Origin of the sequence: Streptomyces luteireticuli (assembly GCF_041519305.1) — a bacterium.
GTDB lineage: Bacteria > Actinomycetota > Actinomycetes > Streptomycetales > Streptomycetaceae > Streptomyces > Streptomyces luteireticuli.
On sequence record NZ_CP167927.1, the window covers coordinates 2,939,811 to 2,957,389 of the forward strand.

At 73.3% G+C, this 17,579-nt stretch carries 17 protein-coding genes; 10 read left to right on the plus strand and 7 right to left on the minus strand.

The genetic code is table 11. From position 1 onward, the window contains the following. Positions 1–85: 85 nt before the first annotated feature. The gene (locus tag AB8735_RS12730; protein ID WP_372407304.1) at positions 86–1,339 is read right to left on the minus strand and encodes a serine hydrolase domain-containing protein; all 1,254 of its coding nucleotides are present in this window, start codon (positions 1,337–1,339) and stop codon (positions 86–88) included. Positions 1,340–1,520: 181 nt separating this feature from the next. Between AB8735_RS12730 and AB8735_RS12735 the strand changes: the two genes are divergently transcribed. After that, positions 1,521–2,636, plus strand: a complete 1,116-nt coding sequence (locus AB8735_RS12735; protein ID WP_372407306.1) for a hypothetical protein — start codon at positions 1,521–1,523, stop codon at positions 2,634–2,636. A gap of 6 nt (positions 2,637–2,642) precedes the next feature. Here the strand turns inward: AB8735_RS12735 and AB8735_RS12740 are convergent, their stop codons facing one another. Further along, complete coding sequence (locus AB8735_RS12740) at positions 2,643–4,679, minus strand: bifunctional glycosyltransferase 87/phosphatase PAP2 family protein (protein WP_372407309.1); 2,037 nt, start codon at positions 4,677–4,679, stop codon at positions 2,643–2,645. Between the two features lie 342 nt (positions 4,680–5,021). Between AB8735_RS12740 and AB8735_RS12745 the strand changes: the two genes are divergently transcribed. Both AB8735_RS12745 and AB8735_RS12750 read left to right on the plus strand, forming a co-directional pair. Continuing rightward, positions 5,022–5,903, plus strand: coding sequence for a hypothetical protein (locus AB8735_RS12745; protein ID WP_372407310.1), 882 nt, complete (start codon positions 5,022–5,024; stop codon positions 5,901–5,903). A gap of 307 nt (positions 5,904–6,210) precedes the next feature. After that, positions 6,211–6,654, plus strand: coding sequence for a GNAT family N-acetyltransferase (locus AB8735_RS12750; RefSeq protein ID WP_372407312.1), 444 nt, complete (start codon positions 6,211–6,213; stop codon positions 6,652–6,654). 8 nt (positions 6,655–6,662) lie between these two features. On the opposite strand, the gene AB8735_RS12755 is transcribed toward AB8735_RS12750, so the two are convergent. Further along, a complete protein-coding gene (locus AB8735_RS12755; RefSeq protein ID WP_372407314.1) occupies positions 6,663–8,717 on the minus strand; it encodes a DHA2 family efflux MFS transporter permease subunit in 2,055 nt (684 codons plus the stop codon). A 280-nt stretch (positions 8,718–8,997) separates the two neighbouring features. Further along, complete coding sequence (locus AB8735_RS12760) at positions 8,998–10,188, minus strand: dienelactone hydrolase family protein (RefSeq protein WP_344032484.1); 1,191 nt, start codon at positions 10,186–10,188, stop codon at positions 8,998–9,000. 247 nt (positions 10,189–10,435) lie between these two features. Here AB8735_RS12760 and AB8735_RS12765 point away from each other — a divergent pair, with 247 nt between their 5' ends. The 3 genes from AB8735_RS12765 (at position 10,436) to AB8735_RS12775 (ending at position 12,189) form a co-directional block, all read left to right on the plus strand. Then, positions 10,436–10,984 carry a hypothetical protein gene (locus AB8735_RS12765; protein WP_372407316.1) on the plus strand — a complete coding sequence of 183 codons (549 nt, stop codon included), beginning with the start codon at positions 10,436–10,438 and terminating at the stop codon, positions 10,982–10,984. A gap of 33 nt (positions 10,985–11,017) precedes the next feature. Next, positions 11,018–11,686, plus strand: coding sequence for an HAD-IA family hydrolase (locus AB8735_RS12770; RefSeq protein ID WP_344032480.1), 669 nt, complete (start codon positions 11,018–11,020; stop codon positions 11,684–11,686). 146 nt (positions 11,687–11,832) lie between these two features. Further along, positions 11,833–12,189 (plus strand): hypothetical protein, encoded by a 357-nt coding sequence (locus AB8735_RS12775; protein WP_344032477.1) that lies wholly within the window; start codon positions 11,833–11,835, stop codon positions 12,187–12,189. A gap of 13 nt (positions 12,190–12,202) precedes the next feature. Here AB8735_RS12775 and AB8735_RS12780 read toward each other — a convergent pair whose 3' ends face one another. Further along, positions 12,203–12,784, minus strand: a complete 582-nt coding sequence (locus tag AB8735_RS12780) for a TMEM165/GDT1 family protein (RefSeq protein WP_372407318.1) — start codon at positions 12,782–12,784, stop codon at positions 12,203–12,205. A 439-nt stretch (positions 12,785–13,223) separates the two neighbouring features. On the opposite strand from AB8735_RS12780, the gene AB8735_RS12785 reads away from it, so the two are divergent. Both AB8735_RS12785 and AB8735_RS12790 read left to right on the plus strand, forming a co-directional pair. Further along, entirely contained in the window at positions 13,224–13,697 is a 474-nt protein-coding gene (locus AB8735_RS12785; RefSeq protein ID WP_372407320.1) for a DoxX family protein, read from the plus strand. 214 nt (positions 13,698–13,911) lie between these two features. After that, complete coding sequence (locus AB8735_RS12790) at positions 13,912–14,535, plus strand: VTT domain-containing protein (protein ID WP_344032471.1); 624 nt, start codon at positions 13,912–13,914, stop codon at positions 14,533–14,535. Positions 14,536–14,641: 106 nt separating this feature from the next. On the opposite strand, the gene snpA is transcribed toward AB8735_RS12790, so the two are convergent. Next, a complete protein-coding gene (gene snpA, locus AB8735_RS12795) occupies positions 14,642–15,322 on the minus strand; it encodes a snapalysin (protein WP_344032470.1) in 681 nt (226 codons plus the stop codon). 241 nt (positions 15,323–15,563) lie between these two features. On the opposite strand from snpA, the gene AB8735_RS12800 reads away from it, so the two are divergent. Next, a complete protein-coding gene (locus AB8735_RS12800; protein WP_372407322.1) occupies positions 15,564–16,574 on the plus strand; it encodes a LysR family transcriptional regulator in 1,011 nt (336 codons plus the stop codon). Between the two features lie 93 nt (positions 16,575–16,667). Further along, on the plus strand, positions 16,668–16,922 hold the full coding sequence (locus AB8735_RS12805) for a plastocyanin/azurin family copper-binding protein (RefSeq protein WP_372407323.1): 255 nt from the start codon (positions 16,668–16,670) through the stop codon (positions 16,920–16,922). A gap of 89 nt (positions 16,923–17,011) precedes the next feature. On the opposite strand, the gene AB8735_RS12810 is transcribed toward AB8735_RS12805, so the two are convergent. Then, positions 17,012–17,437: a hypothetical protein gene (locus AB8735_RS12810; RefSeq protein ID WP_344032463.1), complete on the minus strand. Its 426-nt coding sequence runs from the start codon at positions 17,435–17,437 to the stop codon at positions 17,012–17,014. Positions 17,438–17,579 lie beyond the last annotated feature (142 nt).

The window sequence follows — 17,579 nt, forward strand, 5'->3', positions numbered from 1 at the left end:
CGTATAGCTGTTCCGACACCCCGTCGGCCAGGCCGTCGGGCCCACGCCGACCGCGGCCCCACCGGCGCCGGCGGCCTTCGGAGGTTCACACGCGGATGTCGCCGATCACCGGAATCGGCCCCAGGGTGGTCGAACGCCCCTTGCGCGGGGGCGGCTTCGGTGCAGCCGTGCCGCAGAACGCCGGCTCCAGCGTGCTCAACAGCCCCCGCAGCACCGCCCCGTTGTTGGACGCGTTGGCGAAGGAGACCACCGTCCGCCGGCCGTCGCGCGTCGCGAAGACCTCCGACTGGTAGCCCTGGACGACGCCGCTGTGGCCGTAGACCTTGCCGCAGGAGAGGGCGATCTCGCGGATGCCGAGCCCGTAGGCGACCCGCGGCGTGGAGGTGGGCAGCACGCTCGTCATCTGACGCAGTGACGCGGCGGAGAGCAGGCGGCCGCCGAGCAGGGCGCCGAGGAAGCGGTCCATGTCGGCGGCGGAGGAGATGACGGCACCGGCGCTCCAGATCCAGGAGGCGGTCTGCTCCGTGGCGTTGAGAGGCGGCCTGGAGTGGTTGTCGTTCGTCAGGTAGCCGGTGATGTGCGGGCCGGCGATGGTGCGGGTGGGGACGACGAAGGAGGTGCCGGTCAGCCGCAGCGGCCGGAGGATCTGCTCGCGCAGCACGTCCGCGTACGGCCGGTGCGTGACGTGCTCGATCGCCATGCCGAGCAGGACGTAGTCGGTGTTGGAGTACGCGTAGCGGGTCCCGGGCGGGTACTGGACGCCGTGCTTGACGGAGAGGGCGGCCAACTGGCCTGGCCGGTAGACGGTGTTGCGGACGCGCTTCTCGAACGCGCTCGTGGTCTCCTCGCCGGGCCCGCCCAGCAGGTCGTAGGTGTGGTCGTAGATGCCGGCGCGGTGCTGCATCACCTGCCGGACGGTCATCGTCCAGCCCTTCGGGAGGGTGCCGGGCGGGAGGTAGTCGCGCATCGGACGGTCGAGTTTGATGCGGTTCCGCTCCGCCAGGCGCAGCACGAGGGCGGCGGTGAACATCTTGGTGTTGCTGCCCGCGCGGAAGCGCCAGGAGGCGTTCATGGGTGCGCCGTTGAGGTCGGCCTTGCCGATGGTGGCCGTGCGGGCGGCGGTGGTGGCACCGCCGTCCCGGATCACGGCGAAGGCACCGGGCGCCCCCGCGCCGACGGTGCGCCCGAGCGCCGTACGGACGGCCGCCATGTCCGGCGCGGGCATCCGGGCCCCGGAGGCCCGATGGTTTCCACCCGCCGTCGCGTCGGCCGCTCCCGCGGCCATCAGCACCACACTGCTCAGGGCCGCCGCCGCGGCCCGTACAACCCCGGTTCTCATGGCGGGGATCGTATCCGCGAACCGGCGCGCCGTCGGTGCGGCGGCGCGCGCCCTGCCGGATGCCGCCGGTGGGGGTGTCTCATCGAACCGACATCGCAGTGGCACCGCCATCCGATACCGCCGTCCGACACCACCGTCCGGCATCACTGTCCGACATCACCGTCATGGCCGGGAGGGCCCGTTGAAGCGTCGTGGCTTCCACCGCAATCTGCTCACCCTCGCAGCGGCCGCCGCGGCGGGGCCGCTCCTCGGCCCGGCACCGGCCCGCGCGGCGGCGCGGCGCGCGGTCTGCCGCCGCACCGTCACGGAGTACGCGCTGCCGCCCGCCGCCGAGACCCACGAGATCGTCAAGCTGCCCGGGAAGCCGGTGGTCCTGGTCTCGCAGATGTCCGACAGCCGGCTGGTGAAGCTCCGTCTCGATCCGGACACCGAGGAGGTCGTCGGGGTCGGGAGCGCCGCGCTGGGCCCGTCCGACGCCATGCTGCACGGCCTGGCCGTCTCCCGGCGCCACCCCGGCCGGGTCTGGGCCACCCACGAGGGCGGCAACCGGCTGCTGCTCGTCGATCCCCGGCCGGACGACCTGGACGCGCCGCCCCGTGTGGAACGCGCCATCGACGTCCCCGGCGGCGGCAAGGGGCCGCATTACGTGGGCGAGTTCGACGACGAGCTGTGGGTCACCCTCAAGGGCAGCGACCAGGTACTCGCGATCGATCACTCCGAGCCGTCCCGGTTCAGGCTGTTCCCGGCGGAGCCGCACCCGATCTTCATCGCCCGGCACCCCGTCGGCGGTGACTTCTACGTCAGCCAGGACCAGTCGAGTTCACTGCTGCGGATCGACCCCGGAACGGGGCGGGCCCGGCAGATCCCCGTCCCCGCCGACCGCGGCAGCACCCCCGTCGGGCTCGTCGCGGGCGCGGGCGCGGTCTGGGTCGTGCTGCTCGGTACGGCGGAGTCCGGCACGGGGACGTTCGGACGGATCGACGAGCGGGGCCGGTTCACCTGGTTCCGGCTGAAGGATCCGGCGGCGCGCTCGGCGGGCCTGCTGCATCTCGCGTTCGATCCGCCGCACGGGCTCTGGCTGCTGGGCTCGTCGATCGTCTCGTCGAGGGCCTCGGACCAGATCGTCCGGGTCGAGTTCGACTCCTCGTACTCGACCGTCCTCGACGAGCAGGTCGCCGCGCTGCCGACCCAGCTGTGCAAGGCGCACCGGATCCTGGCCCTGCCGGGCGGCGGCGTCCTGGCCACGGAGCTGACGAGCGCGACCGTGGCCCGGCTGGCCGCCGGGCCCATGTGCTGAGCGGGCTCAGACCCGCGCCGACCGCGGCCCCACCGGTTCCAGCGCGTCCGGTTCGCTGCGCGCCCCCGGGATCCTCGCGAGCGCCTGGCGGCCGGGGCCGGTCAGGGCGTACTGGACGGCGAAGCCGCAGGCGACGACGAGGGCGCCGCCGACCGCGTCGAGGACGTAGTGGTTGGCGGTCCCGACGATCACCAGGAAGGTGAGGGTCGGGTAGAGCATGCCGAGCGCCTTCGTCCACAGCTTCGGCGCGACGACCGCGATCACGACGCCGCACCACAGCGACCAGCCGATGTGCAGCGAGGGCATCGCGGCGTACTGGTTGGACAGTTCGGTCAGCGCCCCGAAGTCGGGGTGGGAGAGGTCCTGCGGGCCGTTGGCCGTGTCGATGAAACCGCGGCCGGGCATCAGGCGCGGCGGGGCGAGCGGGTAGGCCCAGAAGCCGACGAGCGCCAGGACGGTGGCGATGGCCAGGGCCGTGCGCGCCCAGCGGTAGGTGGCCGGGCGGCGCACGTAGAGGAAGCCGAGCACGGTCAGCGGCACCAGGAAGTGGAAGGTGCCGTAGTAGTAGTTCATGCCGTCGGTGAGCCAGCCGATGCCCGCCACGAAGTGGTTGAAGGCGTGCTCGAAGTCGACGTGCAGGAACTCCTCGGCGCCGAGGATCTGCCGGCCGTGGGCCTCGGCGACGCTCCGCTCGTCGGGGGCGCTGCCGCGGATGTACGAGTAGACGAAGTAGCCCACTCGTATCAGCATCAACTCCAGTAGCAGGTTCGGTCGGTTGAGCGGGCGCTTCCAGAAGCCCGCGAGCGGGATCCAGGAGAAGCGGCCGGGCTGCGGTTCGGCGAACGGGGTGGGGACCGGCCGGTCCCAGACCGCCGAGTCGCGGGTGAGGAAGGGGACGGCGCAGGCGGCGGCGAGCGCGGCGAGCAGCGGGGCGTTGGCGCCGACGGGGGCGAGGACGGGGTTGTCCGGGACGAGGATCCTGCTGGGCAGCGTCATGACGAGCACGACGAGCACCGGCCACACCAGCCGGTCCGCGCGGCGGCGGCCGACCCGGCCGACGAGGGCGAGCAGGACCCACAGCTGCTGGTGCTGGAAGGCGGTGGGCGAGACGGCGACGGTGACGCAGCCGGTGATCGCGGCGGCGAGCAGCGGCTGTCCGTCGCGGGCGTAGTGCACGGCGCGGCGCAGGCCGAGGACGACGACGGCGGCCGCGAGCAGCGCGTAGAGCGCGATCTCGACGGGGCCGTGCAGGCCGGTGCGGAGCAGGAGGCCGTGCAGGGACTGGTTGGCGAGGCCGTCCGGCCGGTCGCCGAGGCCGGCGCCGGCGAGGTGGTGGATCCAGTACGTCCACGAGTCGTCCGGCGCCGCGGCCCAGGCGAGCGCGGTGGCGGCGGCGAAGGCCGCCCCGGTGACGGCGGCCGCGCGGCGGCGGCCGGTGAGCCAGAGCAGGGGGACGAAGAGCAGGACGGCGGGCCGGAGGGCGGCCGCGAGGCCGACGAGGACGCCGGCGGCACGGCCGGAGCCCTCCGCGAGCGGGGGCAGACAGCAGGCCAGCAGGACGAGGAGGACGGGCAGGATGCTGGTCTGGCCCAGGGTGAAGGTGTTGCGGACGGGCAGCGAGAGCACGGTGAGGCTCAATGCGACGGGCGCGGCGAGCAGGGCGGTGCGCCGGGAGAGCGGCCCGGGCAGGGCGCGGGCGGCGACGAGCGCGAGGGCGACGACGAGCAGCAGGGTGCCGATCGTCCAGCCGATGCCGAGGCTGTGCTCGGCGGCGCGGGTCAGCGGTCTGAGGACGAGACCGCCGAAGGGGGTACCGGTGAACTGGCTGTTGTCGTAGAAGGAGCCCCGGGTGCGCAGCACCCCGTGGTCCCCTATCCAGGCGGCGAGTTCGGTGAAGCGGCGGTCGGGCGGGCGGCGCAGTACGGCGGCGGCCTGACGGAGGGCCAGCACGCCGGCGACCAGCCAGAGGGCGCCCAGCGCCAGGACGGTCCGCGTGCCGGGCCTCGGCGGAGTTCCCAGCCCGCCGCGTTGTGCATTCACCACGCTCTGCCGCTCCTCCAGTCGCCTGGCCCGGCTCCCGGTCACCCTCGTCGGGCCTTGTGAGACCTTACTGAGTCCTGGTGGTCACCCGCAGGACGCTCCCAGGTCACGTACAACCTTCCATATATGGCCTGAATGTGTTGCTTTCGGGCGGGAGATGCACGGCCGGGGCGGGGTGACCGGGTGCACGGCGGTCGACGCCCGTGCCACGCACGGATCTATACCAGGTGCCGGCGCCCGGAACGGGCAGCCCCGCGCGGTGGAACCGGGCGCCCGTGCGGCGGGCTCTGAGGAAGTGGGGAACCCACGGCTCCCCGCGGACGGAGCAGAGGGGAGACCCCGACCGTGACCAGGCTCCCCCACGCGGTGCTGCTGCTGGCCGTCCTGGGCACGGCCGCCGCCCCCGTCGACGACGCGCCGCCCGCCCTGCCGCTCGTACCCGCCGGGGTCCACACCGTCCGGCCCGGCGACCGCCTGACCGTGACGGCGCGCGACGGCGAGGCGGGCAACGGCGACGTCGTCCTCTCCGACGCGTTCACCGCGCGCGCCACCCTGCGGATGCGGGCCCCGCTGCTGACCGCGACGGTCACCGTCGCGTGCGACGCCGCCCCCGGCGACCATCGGGTCGAGACGAACCTGCCGCCGGCCCGGGGCGCCGCCGCGCACCCCGCCCTCCGCACGACGCTCCGCGTCCGGGACGCGGACACGGAGGCCCGGCGCGAGTGCCGCGACCGGCAGCGGGACCACCCGGCGCCCGCGGACCCGCCCGAGGAGCGCTGGCCGGCGCGCACCACCTGGCCGCAGAGCCCATGGGACGTCCGCACCTTCGCCCCCGGCAGCCGCGTCAGACTCACCGACAACCAGGACGAGGGCGCGGACGACGGTGCGGTGAGCATGGTCTCCCCCGCGTTCGAGCTGCCCGCCCCCGCCCGCGACCGGGGCCGGGCCGTGAAGGTCGCGACCGCCACGATCTCCTGCGGCGCGAGGCCCGGGGTCTACCCCGTCTACCGCGAGGGCCCCGTAGCCACCGGCTCCACGAAGGAGGTGTGGGCCCGCTACCGGGTGGCGGAGGCGGCCGCGGGCAGCACGACGTGCCGGACGCCGGCCCCCGGGGGCCGGCGGGAACACTCCGCCCTCCCCTGGGCGGTGGGCGGCGGCGCGCTGGCCGTCGCCCTGCTGGGGGCGAGCGGGGCGCTGGCGCGGGTACGGGCGCGGCGGAAGCGCTGAGCGGAGCGCCGATTCGCCCCGTACGGGGCTGCTCTCTTCGGGGGCTTGAGGACGGACGCCGCGGCCGCCGGGGGCGGAGCCTCGGGAGCACAGTGCCCCGGGCTCCGCCCGGCCGGAGGGCGGGGCGGAGCCCCCGTGGGGGCGCCGAGAGGCGAAGCCCCGTACTCAGCACGGGGGTCCAGGGGGCGAAGCCCCGGACCGCAGCACGGGGGCCAGGGGGCGGAGCCCCCGGTGGGGTGCAGGGGCGAAGCCCCGCCACCCGCGCGGCAGCGCGGGCGCGGGGTCGCGCAGGGGCGCAGCCCCTGCGGTGGGGGCACCCCCTCTGGGGGAGGCGAAAGGGCGGGGCAGGGGCAAAACCCCTCGCGCCCCCACCCCCGCCGAGTTAGAGCGCCACCTCGCCGAGATCCACGACGACGACCTCGACCCGCCCCGCGGCGTCCTCCTCGTCGCCCGCCGCGGGGGCGAACCGGCGGGCTGTGCCGGGCTGCGGCGGCTGGACGGCGGCAGGGCCGAGGTGACGCGGATGTACGTACGCCCCGCGCACCGCGGCCGCGGCGTGGCGCCCGCCCTGCTGACCGCCCTGGAGGAGACGGCCCGCACCTGGGATGCCACACACATCGTGCTGGAGACGCGGCGGGACCTGACGGAGGCGCGGGCGCTGTACGCGCGGCACGGCTACACCGCCGTACCGGCGTACGTCCACGGCCCGCACGCCGAGGTGTGGCTGGGCAAGGAACTCGGCACACCGTGACGGGGCCGTCAGAAACGGTGGTCCGACCGCCCCCCGTCATGCGGCTGCTCCGCGTCCGAACCGCTCAGCTCCGCGCACAACTCGCGGACGAGCGCGTCGAGATCGGCGGGCCGGTCCGGGGTCCACCAGTCGCCGAGCAGCTCGGCGAGCGACTCCTCGCGGGCCTTCAGCAGCAGACCGGCCTGCCGGCTCCCCTCCGCCGTGGGGGAGACCTGGACGCCGGCCCGGGCGACCAGCCCCCGGGACTCCAACTGCCGTACCGCGTCGGTGAGGACGTGCAGCGGGATGTCCACCTTCTCGGCGAGCAGCGGCGGTTCGACGTGCCCGTGGCGCTCGGCGCGCATCAGCATCCAGCTCGCGGCGGGGTGCAGATCGAGCCCGGCCCGCGCGGTGATGTGCTCGTAGACCTGTTTGCGGCCCTCGCGGCTGCCGAGCAGGGACAGCGCGCGGGCCACCTCGTCGCGCGAGGAGCGCTGGACGGGGTTGCTGCAGACGACCTCGCTGGCGTCGGGCGCGGTGACGCTGCCGCGCAGCGGTTCCTCCCGGAGCCACCAGGCGAGGAGGAAGGCGAGGATCCCGGCGGGGACGGCGTAGAGGAAGACGTCGGTGATGGAGTCGGAGTACGCGACGAGGACGCCGCCGCGGACGGACGGCGGCAGCCGGTCCAGGGCGCGCGGGTCGGCCGTCAGACTGGCGGGCGTCACACCGGGCGGGAGGGTGGAGCCGGCCAGCGCGTCCCGGACCCGCGGCCCGAGCTGGTTGCTGAAGATCGTGCCGAAGACGGAGACGCCGAAGGAGGCGCCGATGGAACGGAAGAAGGTGGCGCCGGAGGTGGCGACGCCGAGGTTCTCGTAGGAGACGGAGTTCTGCACCACGAGCACGAGCACCTGCATGACGAGTCCGAGCCCGAAGCCGAAGACGAAGAAGCAGAGGCTCATCACGGTGGTGCTGGTGGCCGGCTCCAACTGGTGCAGGAGCAGCAGCCCGACGACCATCACGGCGGTGCCGGAGATGGGGAAGGCACGGTAGTGGCCGGTGCGGCTGACGATCTGGCCCGAGGCGGTGGAGGCGATCAGCATGCCGGCGACCATGGGCAGCATATGGACGCCGGACAGCGTCGGCGTGACGCCCTTCACGACCTGGAGGAAGGTCGGCAGATAGGTCATCGAGCCGAACATCGCGAAGCCCACGACGAAGCCGATCACCGAGCAGAGCGTGAAGGTCCGGTTGCGGAACAGGCCCAGCGGCAGCACCGGTTCGGCCGCGCGCCGCTCGACGAGGACGAACGGTACGAGCAGCAGCGCGCCGAGCACCCCGAGCCCGATGATCTGCCAGGACGACCAGGGGTAGCTGACCCCGCCGAGCGAGGTCATCAGCACCAGGCAGGTCGCCACGCAGGCGATCAGGAAGGTGCCGAGGTAGTCGATGCGGTGCGGGGTGCGGCGGACGGGGATGTGCAGGACGGCGGCGATGACGGCGAGCGCCACGACGCCGATGGGCAGGTTGATGTAGAAGACCCAGCGCCAGCTGAGGTTGTCCACGAACAGCCCGCCGAGCAGCGGTCCGAGCACGCTCGCCCCGCCGAACACCGCGCCGAACAGGCCCTGGTAGCGCCCGCGGTCGCGGGGCGGGACGATGTCGCCGACGATCGCCATGGACAGGGCCATCAGCCCGCCGCCGCCCAGGCCCTGGAAGGCCCGGAAGCCGATCAGTTCGGGCATGTTGCGGGACATGCCGCACAGCGCGGAGCCGACGAGGAAGATGCCGATGGCGGCCTGGAAGAGCTTCTTCCGCCCGTACTGGTCGCCGAGTTTGCCCCACAGCGGGGTGGCCGCGGTGGAGGCGAGCATATAGGCGGTGACCACCCAGGACAGGTGCTCCAGCCCGCCGAGGTCGCTGACGATGGTCGGCAGCGCGGTGGAGACGATCGTCTGGTCGAGCGCCGCCAGCAGCATGCCCAGCAGCAGCGCGCCGATCGCGAGCCGGACCGTCCGGGTGGACCGTCCCTCGCCGGGAGCGGGTGCGGCGGCCGCCACCGCGGCACCCGGGGACTCCTGCGCCATGGCACCGCCTCCTGGGGACTCGGGTCGGTTCCTCCGGATCCTTCGACATCCTTCGACGGGGATCCTTCGGGCCGGTTGCGGCGCGTCGTTCCCATGGTCGTCCGAACGGGCCTCCTCGGCCCGCCGGACTGGTCCATCACGGGGTGTCCGATGCCCCGCCCGCTGCCCCGGTCACCCCCTGTGACCTGGGGCGTTGGCGCAAAAGCACTACTTTTTTGTATGTTCGGGAAACAAAGTGGCTCCGCCCGCACTCCCTGACCGGTGGGCGGAGCCGCTTGTTCTACTTCTTGATGCCGTTCCCCTGCTCCATACCGTTCCCCTGCTTCAGGAACGCCACCTCCGGGAAGTCGGCCGACGGCCCGTCCAGCAGCGGCCCCGCCGCCCCGGTCAGCTGCCGGTCGAAGAAGGCCGCGACATAGGCCCTGGTCAACGCGTTGGCCCGGGCGCTCTTGACGGTGCCGAACCCACCCTCGTAGGCGTCCGGCGGCAGCCCCTCCGGCAGGCCGAAGGCGTCCGCGAGCCACTGGTTGTCGGTGAACGTCATATGGCCGCCCTTGCCGACGTCCAGCCACCGCTTCCAGCCGGTGAGGTTCTTCCAGGCGGGGCTCCAGGTGTCCCGCTCGCCGCCCAGCTCCCCGGCGCGGGCCGCGCCCAGCAGCATGACCGGCTTCTTGATGCCGCCGGCGGGCTGCTCGGTGAAGAAGTCGCCGTCCATGTCGGCGGCGGCGGCCACCCGCGCGTCCTGGCCCGCCACCTCGACGGCGCTCGCCCCGCCGATCGAGTGCCCGGCGACGCCGATGCGGGACGTGTCGGCCTTCAGACCGGCCACCAGGCCGTCGCCGGTGGTGATCCGGTCGAGCAGGAAGCGGATGTCCTTGGCCCGGTTGCGGACGACCGCCCCGTTGTCGACGTCCTCCCTGACGCACAGCTCGCACTTCTCGACGCGGCCGCCCGGGAACTCCACGGCGGCCTCGTAGGTGTGGTCGAGGGCGGCCACGACATAGCCGCGGCTGGCAAGGTCCTCGGCCAGCCCGGTGAGCGAGGAACGGCTCTGGCCGAGCCCCGGCGAGAGGACGACGACCGGCCGCGCCCTCCCCTGCGCGGGGGCGGCGTCCACGACGGCGTGGGTGCGCACGGTGCTCAACTTGTCGTTGCCGTACAGCTCTTGGGACAGCGCGGCGGAGACGTACGGCGCCTTGGCGCCGGAGGCGGAACGGGCCGGGTACCAGACGGAGACCATCAGCTCCCGGGGCCCGGCGGACGGCTTCCAAGGATCGGTCCGTGCGGAGTCCACCAGGCGCAGGACCTTCTCGCCGACGGGCAGTTTGCCGGAGGGGGCGGGGACCTCGGCGGCCGCGGCCTTCGCGGGTCCGGCGGGCTTCGGGGCGGCGACGGCGGCCGCCTGGGGCGCCACGAGGGCGGCGGTCAGCAGAGCGGCGGCGACGCCGCTCACACGTACGGAATTCTTCATGATCGCCACGCTAGGAAGCGGACGGGCGGGCGGCATCGGCCACCGGGAGGAGCGGACCCGCGGCGCGGGCCGTACCGCGCGGGGGTGCCTCCCCGCCGACCGGCGGGGTTACCTGACGGTACGTCACCCCGCGCATGCCCTCTCCCGAGAGGACGACCGGACGGCCGCCGCCGTTCCACCGCGCGGCGGAGGGGACCGGCCCCCGCGGAGGAGGCCCCGCCCCCGCCCCGACGGACAGCATGGACGCATGACGACTCCCCCGCCCGAGCCCTGGGCGCGCCGCGCCGCACACCTGGCCGTCCTCTCCGTACTGCCCTCCGGGCTGTGGCGGACGGCGCTGGCGTTCGGGGTGCCCCTCGGATACGACGAGCGGACCCTGCACGACAAGTTCGGCCTGCCGGGCGCGGGGGCCACGGCGTTCCTCCTGTCCCTCACCGCCCTGATCGAGTTGCTCGCGTTCCTCACGCTCGGGCTGGTGCGCCCGTGGGGCGAGAGGGTGCCGCAGTGGATCCCGGTGCTGGGCGGGCGGGCGGTGAACCCGCGGCTCGTCGTGGCGGTGGCCTGCACAGGTGCCGTGCTCCTGACCCTGGTCCTCACCGTGACGGCCGGAACGCAGGTCGCCCTGCAGGTCGGGGACGGGGCGCTGCGCGGAGGCTGGCTCTGGCTGCTGTTCGCCTGCTACGCGCCGCTGGCCGCGTGGGGACCGCTGCTGGCCGCGGTCACGGTCTCGTACCACCGCAGGCACCGGCCCGTCCGGCGTTTGTCCGTCCCGGAGCCGACTTTGTATCGTGTATGAACAAAACCGGCCCCGTCACCGCAGGAGTGCACCATGCGCAGGTCAGAGACCATGAGCGCGATCAAGGCCGTCCTTCTCGACATGGACGGCACCATCGTCAACTCCGACGCGGTCGTCGAGCGCTGCTGGCGCCGCTGGGCCGAGGAGCACGGCCTGGACGCCGACGAGGCCCTCAAGGTGGTGCACGGCCGCCAGGGCTGGGCCACCATGGCCCACCTGCTGCCGGACCGCCCCATGGAGCTCAACCACGAGGACAACCGCCGCATGCTGGAGGCCGAGACGGCCGACACCGACGGCGTCGTCCCCATCGGCGGCGCCCCCGCCTTCATGGCCTCCCTCGCCGGCGTCCCGCACGCCCTGGTCACCTCCGCGGACCGCGCCCTGGCCACGGCCCGCATGGGCGCGGCCGCCCTCCCGATGCCGGCCGTCCGCGTCACGGCCGAGTCCGTCAGCGCCAGCAAGCCGGACCCGGAGGGCTTCCTCAAGGGCGCCGCGGAGCTGGGCTTCGCCCCGTCCGAGTGCGTCGTCCTGGAGGACTCCGAGGCGGGCGTCGCGGCGGGCCGCGCCGCGGGCATGCGCGTCGTGGGCGTGGGCCCGCGCGCGGCGGCCCTCGCCCCGGACGCGCATGTCATGGACCTCACGCAGGTCCGGGTCGAGCGGATGCCGGACGGCACGGTCACCCTGCACTTCACGGAGGCGTGAGGCCCCCGACGGCGAAGGGCGAAGGGCCTTCACCCGGACCACCGGGTGAAGGCCCTTCTGCTACATGCGTGCGGACCGGCCCCCGTACGAACTCACCCCGGGCGACAGGACCTTGCCGCGACACGGCGGCGGCTAGGGTCCGCGCCATGAACACCACCGCCTGGCTGCTGACCGCCGCCGCCTACGGTTGCGTGGGCATGGCCTTCATGCACGCCGTACAGCTCACCCCCCGGCACGCCGTCGAAGGCGGCGCCTTCGACGACCTCCGCGCCCTCCACGGCGAAAGGGCCGTCGCCCTTCTCATCGCCGTCGCATGGGTACCGCTGTTCGCGGTCTGGCCGCTGGTGCTCGGCGCGGGCGCGCCCTGGCACTTCTGGTGGCACCGCCTGTCGCAGCACCCCACATGGGACTGCACCGAGCCCGACGACACCTACCACCGCGAGGACGACCCGAGGTGCAACCGCGCCCCGTTCTCCTGGCTGATCCCGCCCCGGAGCCGCTGACCCCCGGCCGTCCTCACCCCGCCGCCGCCTCGTACAGGCTGAACCCCGCCAGCACCAGCATCACCAGCGCCGCCACCTTGGTGATCAGCGCCAGGGGGACGTAGCGCAGCAGCGTGCGGCCGCCCACGATGCCCAGGCCGGCCACGGCCCACAGGCCCAGGACGGCGCCGACGCCGACGGAGAGCGGATCGTCGTAGCGGGCGGCGAGGTTGGCGGTCATGATCTGGGTGAGGTCGCCGAACTCGGCGACGAGGATCAGCATGAAGCCCGCGCCGGAGACCTTCCAGAAGGACTGGTCGGCGGGTGCCTTGATCTCCTCGTCGTCATCGTCCTTCTTGAACAGCAGCAGGGCCGCGCCCGCCAGGAAGGCCACCCCGACGATCGCCTGGAGCAGGCGCTGCGGCAGCAGCGTGAGGAGGCTGCCGGCGGCGATGGCGAGGGCGACGTGGACGGCGAAGGCGGCGGCGACCCCGGCGAAGACGTAGGACGCCCGGTAGCGGGTGCCGAGCATCAGGGACGCCAGCGCGGTCTTGTCCGGCAGCTCGGCCAGGAAGATCACGCCGAAGACCAGGGCGGTCACGGTGAGGCTGATCAAGGGATTCCCCTTCGGTGGGGCTGCCGCACCGAAGAGCCTGCCGGGTCCGGATCAGGGGTCGCTTCGGCACGGCAGCGTCGTGGACACTGCGGCCGAAGGTCTCGCTGGCCGGCACCGTGACGGTGCGGCCTCCGGGCGCCGGCCGGGCGCGAGGCCCAGCAGTATGTCGACGGTCCGGCGAAGAGCTACTCCCCTTCTGCTCCCCTCAGGGTACGGGACACGTGCCGGGGCGCCGACCGGGCGGCGACCGCCCTCCTTCCGTCGCACTCTGGAACCAGGGGCCCCGGGCGCCACTCCTCACCCCGCCGCCCGGGTCACCGAACGGTCTCGAAGGGGGAGATCAGGGGGAGATAAAGAACTTGAACTTGCAAGTATTGTGAGGGATACCTAACCTTTGGACCTCTCGTCGTATCCGTCCCCCGACACGAGGAGCTCCACCATGGCCCCCACCCCCACCAGATCCACCTCCAAATCGGCCCCGGCCGTCCACGGCTCCGCACCGCTCGCGGAGCGCCTGGACGCGGCCCGGCCCTACGTCCTGTCCCTCTTCCGGATCGTGGTCGGCCTGCTGTTCGCCTGCCACGGCATCGCCTCGCTCTTCGGAGTCCTGGGCGGCGCGGCCGGGACGAACGGCGGCACGATCGAGGCCGGCACCTGGCCCGGCTGGTACGCGGCCGTGATCCAGATGGTCGCCGGCCTCCTGGTCATGGTCGGCGCCGGCACCCGCGGCGCGGCCCTGATCGCCTCCGGCTCGATGGCGTACGCGTACTTCGAGACGCACCAGAAGCTGGCCCTGTGGCCGATCCAGAACGGCGGCGAGGCCGCGGCGATGTTCGCCTGGGCCTTCCTGCTGCTGGTCTTCACGGGCCCCGGCCCGATCGCCCTGAGCCGGCTGTACTCGCGCGGCCGGTGACCTGAGCGGGCGGGGCTCCGGCCCCGCCCCGACGGTCCGTCACGGACCGCCCCCGAGCGTGTGACACACATCTCGTCCGAGCGGTGATGCGCCCTACATCACGTGCCCCATTCACATACCCCAGGAGCCCCACGCGTACTGTGTACGGTTGTGAAGGCCGCTCCTGCCGCTCCCCTGCGACATCGCGGCGGGGGACCGTACCAGGAGATCGGACGTGCTGGATCAATTGGGGGCGTTGGCCGACACGCCATGGATATACGTCATCGTCGGGCTGTCCGTCCTGCTGGACGTCTTCCTGCCGGTACTGCCGAGCGGGGTCCTGGTGATCACCGCCGCCACCGCCGCGGCGGGCTCGGCCGTCAGTGCCCACACCGGCACCGCCTTCCCGCAGATGCTCGCCCTGGTGGCCTGCGCCGCGACCGCCTCGGTCGTCGGTGACCTGGTCGCCTACCGGCTCGCCTGGCGCGGCGGCGACCGCTTCGACCGCGCCATCGCCCGCTCCCGCCGTCTCACCACGGCCCAGGAGCGGCTCGGCACCGCGCTGCTGCGCGGCGGCGGCGCGCTCGTCGTCGTCGCCCGGTTCGCACCGGCCGGCCGCTCGGTGGTCAGCCTGGGCGCCGGGGTCATGCACCGCCGGGTGCGGGAGTTCCTGCCCTGGTCCGCGCTGGCCGGCCTGACCTGGGCCGTCTACAGCGTCTGCCTGGGCTACTTCGGCGGCAAATGGCTCGGCGCCACCTGGATCGGCACGGCCGTCTCCGTCCTCGCGCTCTTCCTCGCGGGGGCGGGCGCGGCCTTCCTCGTCCGCAGACCGCACCGGATGGAAGCCGAAGCGAGCTAGGGCGTGTCCGGTGGGTCGGCACAGGCCCTGGCACACACTCACCAACAGAACGCCGGACGGGCCGGGAAGCCCGTCCGGCGTTCTGCTGTCTGCCGTCCGTCGCCGGTCAGTAGACCTTGACCGTCGCGCCCTGCTTGGCGAACGGGCTCAGCCCGTTGCTCCACAGCGAGTTCACCCGGCTGCGCTCGTTCGTGTTCGGGTAGCGGTTGGTGCAGGACGGGCCGGGGCCGCCGCCCGACATCAGCTCGCTGCACGGACCGGAGTAGTGGTCCGGCAGGCCGAGCACGTGACCGGTCTCGTGGGCCGTGACGCGCACCGAGTCGTACTGCTGGTTCTGCTGGTAGTCGAGGAAGATGTACCCCCGGCCGTGGCCGTCGGTGCTCGCGTACGAACCGCGCGAGTCGTCGCCCTCGTAGTACTGGAAGTCCGCGTTCCCGCCCTCCTGGAGGCGGACGTTACGGACGGAGCTGTTCCATATCTGTGCGCTCTGGGCTATCTGGCTCGCGAAGCTCGGTGCCTGGCTGGCGTCGTACGTCACGGTGACGGCCTTCAGCCCCGGCGACTTGGCCAGCTTGGCCTTCGCGGACTTCATCACCGCGTCGAAGAACGCCTTGTTGTTGGCCTCCTCCTGGGCCGAGCCGACGTAGGAGGATCTGACGTTCTGCTGCTGCCCGGAGGCCGCCGCGGGCGTGGCCGCCGTCGCCGGAACGGCCGTCGCCGCGGTCGCCAGACCGAGGCCGAGCGCGGCCGTCGCGGCCAGCAGGGAACGCTTCATGGAGTGAGTCATGTGGGGGACTCCATCTCGTGCGGAGCGCCCGGGGGCCGTGCGGGTGGGACGCGCGGCCGGGGGACGCACCGATGGGTTTCGGTTTCCGCAGAGTGTCTGCCGATGCGTCACCGGTGCGGATGATGCCATCCCGCTATAGCCCCCGGGCATCCCCCTCCACGGGGCGCCCATCGGCCCCTGCCCCATGGGTACTTCGCACATCTGCCCGAGATGTGCCTGGTGTGGCCCACGGGGCGCGGATATGCTCGCGACCGTGGAGCTTGAGGTCAGGCACCTCCGAGCGCTTTGCGCCATCGCCGACACCGGCAGCGTACGGAAGGCCGCGTTACAGCTGGGCATGACCCAGCCCTCCCTCACCACGCAGCTCAGGCGCATCGAAGGAGCCGTCGGGGGAACGCTGTTCATCCGGGGGCAGACGGGCAGCCGCCCGACGCCGCTGGGTCATTCCGTGCTGTCCCGGGCCAGACCCATCGTGGCCGAAATGACCGCCCTGGTCCTGGCCGCGCGCGACGCGGCCTGCGGCGTCGGGGGGTTGTGCCTGCGGCTGGGCAGCGTGGGCGGCCGCGTCGTGTCCGGCTGGCTGCGGCGCGTCCACGACCGGCTGCCCGCCACCGAGACCACGATCCACATAGAGGTCTCCTCGGCCGCCCTGCTCCAGCTGCTCGTCTCCAAACAGCTCGACGCCGTCCTGATCCACGAGCCGGCCGGCTTCCCGCTGCGCCTCCCCCCGGAGATGGAGCGCCGCGTCCTGGCCCCCCGCGAGCCCCGGTTCGTCGCCCTGTCCGCGGATCACCCCGCCGCCGCGCACCCGGTGGTGGCGCTCGCCGAACTCGGCGACGACGCCTGGATCGTGGACCCGGCGGCCGGCCACGAGTGCGCCGCGCTCCGCCGCGCCTTCACCACCGCCGGCCTCGACCCCCGCCTGCTGCACGTCCGCGACAGCGCCACCGCCGCCGACCTGGTCGCTTCCGGCGAGGCCGTTCGCGCCTGCGAACCCACCACCGAGCCCACGGACGCCACCGTCGTCCGCCCGCTGCTCGGCGACCCCCTGACCGCCCAGCTGTCCCTCGTGACACGGCCCGGCGCACTCCCGATCACCGAAACCGACGCGCTCTACGCGGACTTGGCCGACGCCTACACCGAACTCGCCAACGGCAGCACGGCGTACCGGGCGTGGCTGGCCGGCGCCGGGGACGACTGGTCCGGGTCACCCACGGGCGTCCCGTGCGAACACCAGGACATCTCCGCCTGACTCGTCCGGGTGACACGGCGGTTGAACGGGGCAGGCCGGGGCAATTCCCTCCGTCCAGGGGCTTTTTGCCCTCAGGGCGAACGGGGACATCCCATGACCACACGGCCCGTATCCATCGTGGGCTTCGCCTTCCAGCCCGACCAGTTGACGATCGTCTTCGGCGACGAGGTCGTCTGGACCAACAACGGGAACACCACCCACACGGTGACGGCGGACGACGACACCTTCGACTCGGGCGACATCGCCCCGCGCGGGACGTTCTCCCTCACCTTCGACAAGGGCAGGGGGACGGTCACGTACCACTGCTCGATCCATCCCGATATGAAGGGGGCAATCACGATCACCTGACGCGCTGGCCCGGCGCTCCGGGCCGTCCAGTCCTTGTCCGGGCGGCGGCCGATTGCGCACCGGCCGTCGCCCGCGGCGGCATGCTGCAGTCACCGGTACAACAGCTCACCGGCCCGCTCCAGCACCCCCTCGTTCGTGAACGCCATCCGCCCCACATACACCCCCTCCGAGCCGTACGCCGGCTCCTTGAGCACCGCGGTCTTCAGCACGTCCACCGACCACGGCTCCCCGCTGACCACCAGCCCTCCCGCGGGCGGCATGACGCTCATGCTCCACCCCGCGCACAGCAGCCATCTGCCGTACGTGTCCGCCTCGTTGGCGCCACCGCCCGGGCAGTGGCGCCCCGCGACCTCCCACAACGAGCCTTCCGCCGCCGGTGCGCCCGGCACCGCGACGGAGGCCACCACCGCCATCGACTCGTGCTTGGCATACACCAGCACGCACCGCCCGTCCGGCCACTGCGCCGTGAACCGCCCCATGATCACGCGGTCCGCCCCGGTGATGCGCTTGGCCATGCTCCCGTCCCTCCCCTGCCGACCCCTGTGGTGGACCAACAGCCCTGGGGCGCAAGGGGTCACGGGTGTCCCGTGATACCGGCGGGGTGGTGCCAGGTACACCCCGCGCACGGGCTCCAGGCCCATGGGCCGGGCCGCCGCC

Excerpts from the sequence above, each read along its gene's own strand:
- AB8735_RS12730 (WP_372407304.1), bottom strand. The coding sequence starts at position 1,339 with ATGAGAACCGGGGTTGTACGGGCCGCGGCGGCGGCCCTGAGCAGTGTG.
- AB8735_RS12755 (WP_372407314.1), bottom strand. The coding sequence starts at position 8,717 with ATGGCGCAGGAGTCCCCGGGTGCCGCGGTGGCGGCCGCCGCACCCGCT.
- AB8735_RS12760 (WP_344032484.1), bottom strand. The coding sequence starts at position 10,188 with ATGAAGAATTCCGTACGTGTGAGCGGCGTCGCCGCCGCTCTGCTGACC.
- AB8735_RS12765 (WP_372407316.1), top strand. The coding sequence starts at position 10,436 with ATGACGACTCCCCCGCCCGAGCCCTGGGCGCGCCGCGCCGCACACCTG.
- AB8735_RS12770 (WP_344032480.1), top strand. The coding sequence starts at position 11,018 with ATGCGCAGGTCAGAGACCATGAGCGCGATCAAGGCCGTCCTTCTCGAC.
- AB8735_RS12775 (WP_344032477.1), top strand. The coding sequence starts at position 11,833 with ATGAACACCACCGCCTGGCTGCTGACCGCCGCCGCCTACGGTTGCGTG.
- AB8735_RS12785 (WP_372407320.1), top strand. The coding sequence starts at position 13,224 with ATGGCCCCCACCCCCACCAGATCCACCTCCAAATCGGCCCCGGCCGTC.
- snpA (WP_344032470.1), bottom strand. The coding sequence starts at position 15,322 with ATGACTCACTCCATGAAGCGTTCCCTGCTGGCCGCGACGGCCGCGCTC.
- AB8735_RS12800 (WP_372407322.1), top strand. The coding sequence starts at position 15,564 with ATGCTCGCGACCGTGGAGCTTGAGGTCAGGCACCTCCGAGCGCTTTGC.
- AB8735_RS12805 (WP_372407323.1), top strand. The coding sequence starts at position 16,668 with ATGACCACACGGCCCGTATCCATCGTGGGCTTCGCCTTCCAGCCCGAC.
- AB8735_RS12810 (WP_344032463.1), bottom strand. The coding sequence starts at position 17,437 with ATGGCCAAGCGCATCACCGGGGCGGACCGCGTGATCATGGGGCGGTTC.